The organism is Geminisphaera colitermitum TAV2 (genome assembly GCF_000171235.2).
In the GTDB taxonomy this organism is placed as follows: Bacteria; Verrucomicrobiota; Verrucomicrobiia; order Opitutales; family Opitutaceae; genus Geminisphaera; species Geminisphaera colitermitum.
Map to the genome: position 1 here is coordinate 1 of NZ_ABEA03000131.1, position 798 is coordinate 798.

Below are 798 nucleotides of genomic sequence, written 5' to 3' on the forward strand. Positions count from 1 at the left end.
GGCGCGGGCGGTTTCGTAGTGTTCGCGCCGGGTGCCTTCGGTGGCGCGGTATTGCACGATGGTCGCCCCTCCCGCGACGGCGTCCTCAACTGATTGGAGAAGCGCGGCTCGATCACCGCCGGGCTGGTAGCGGACGGGGGCGTCGGTGACGAGATAAAGGGTGTAGTCGGTTTTTGGATGCATTGAAATGGCTGGCGGTGCGGGGGGGGGGGAGGGGTCAGGCGGAGACGGCATGAAGTTTGCCGTGGCTTTGGGTAATCGCGGTGTCGAGTTCGTCGAGCGCGTCGAGGAGCGCGATCTGGAAGGAGCCGGGGCGGGTGGCGCGGGTGGCGGCGAGGTCGCCGGCGAGTCCCATGAGGACGGCAGTGGCGGCGGCGGCTTGTAGTGGGGAATCGGCTACGGCGGCGCAGGCGGCGGCGAGGGCGCTCATGGCGCAGCCGACGCCGGTGACGCGCGTCATGAGCGGGTGACCGTTGTCGATGGCAAGGGTGCGGACACCGTCGGTCGCGTAGTCGGTGGGGCCGGTGACGAGGACGGCTCCGTGGGTTCGGGCGGCGAGTTGGCGGGCGGCGGCGAGGGCCGTCTCGGTGGCGTCGCCGCTGTCAACGCCGCGTCCACGTCCAGACTGGCCGGCGAGGGCGATGATCTCGGAGGCGTTGCCGCGGATGAGTGTGGGCGGAGTGAGGGGGGGGGGGGGGGAGGTGATTTCGCGAGCGAAGCGGGTGCGGATGTCGAGCGGGCCGACGGCTACGGGGTCGAGCACCCAGGGGCGGCGGGCGGCGGAGGCGGCGGCGAGGG

1 protein-coding gene and 1 pseudogene are annotated in these 798 nt (G+C 71.8%); both read right to left on the reverse strand.

What is annotated here, in order from left to right:
• A pseudogene (locus OBACDRAFT_RS15695) lies at positions 1 to 234 on the reverse strand (thiamine phosphate synthase); the annotation flags it as partial.
• Positions 218 to 798 (reverse strand): hydroxyethylthiazole kinase (thiM, locus tag OBACDRAFT_RS15700; protein WP_043587222.1); only part of this gene is annotated, 581 nt, incomplete at its 5' end. The gene thiM and the pseudogene OBACDRAFT_RS15695, both read right to left, overlap by 17 nt.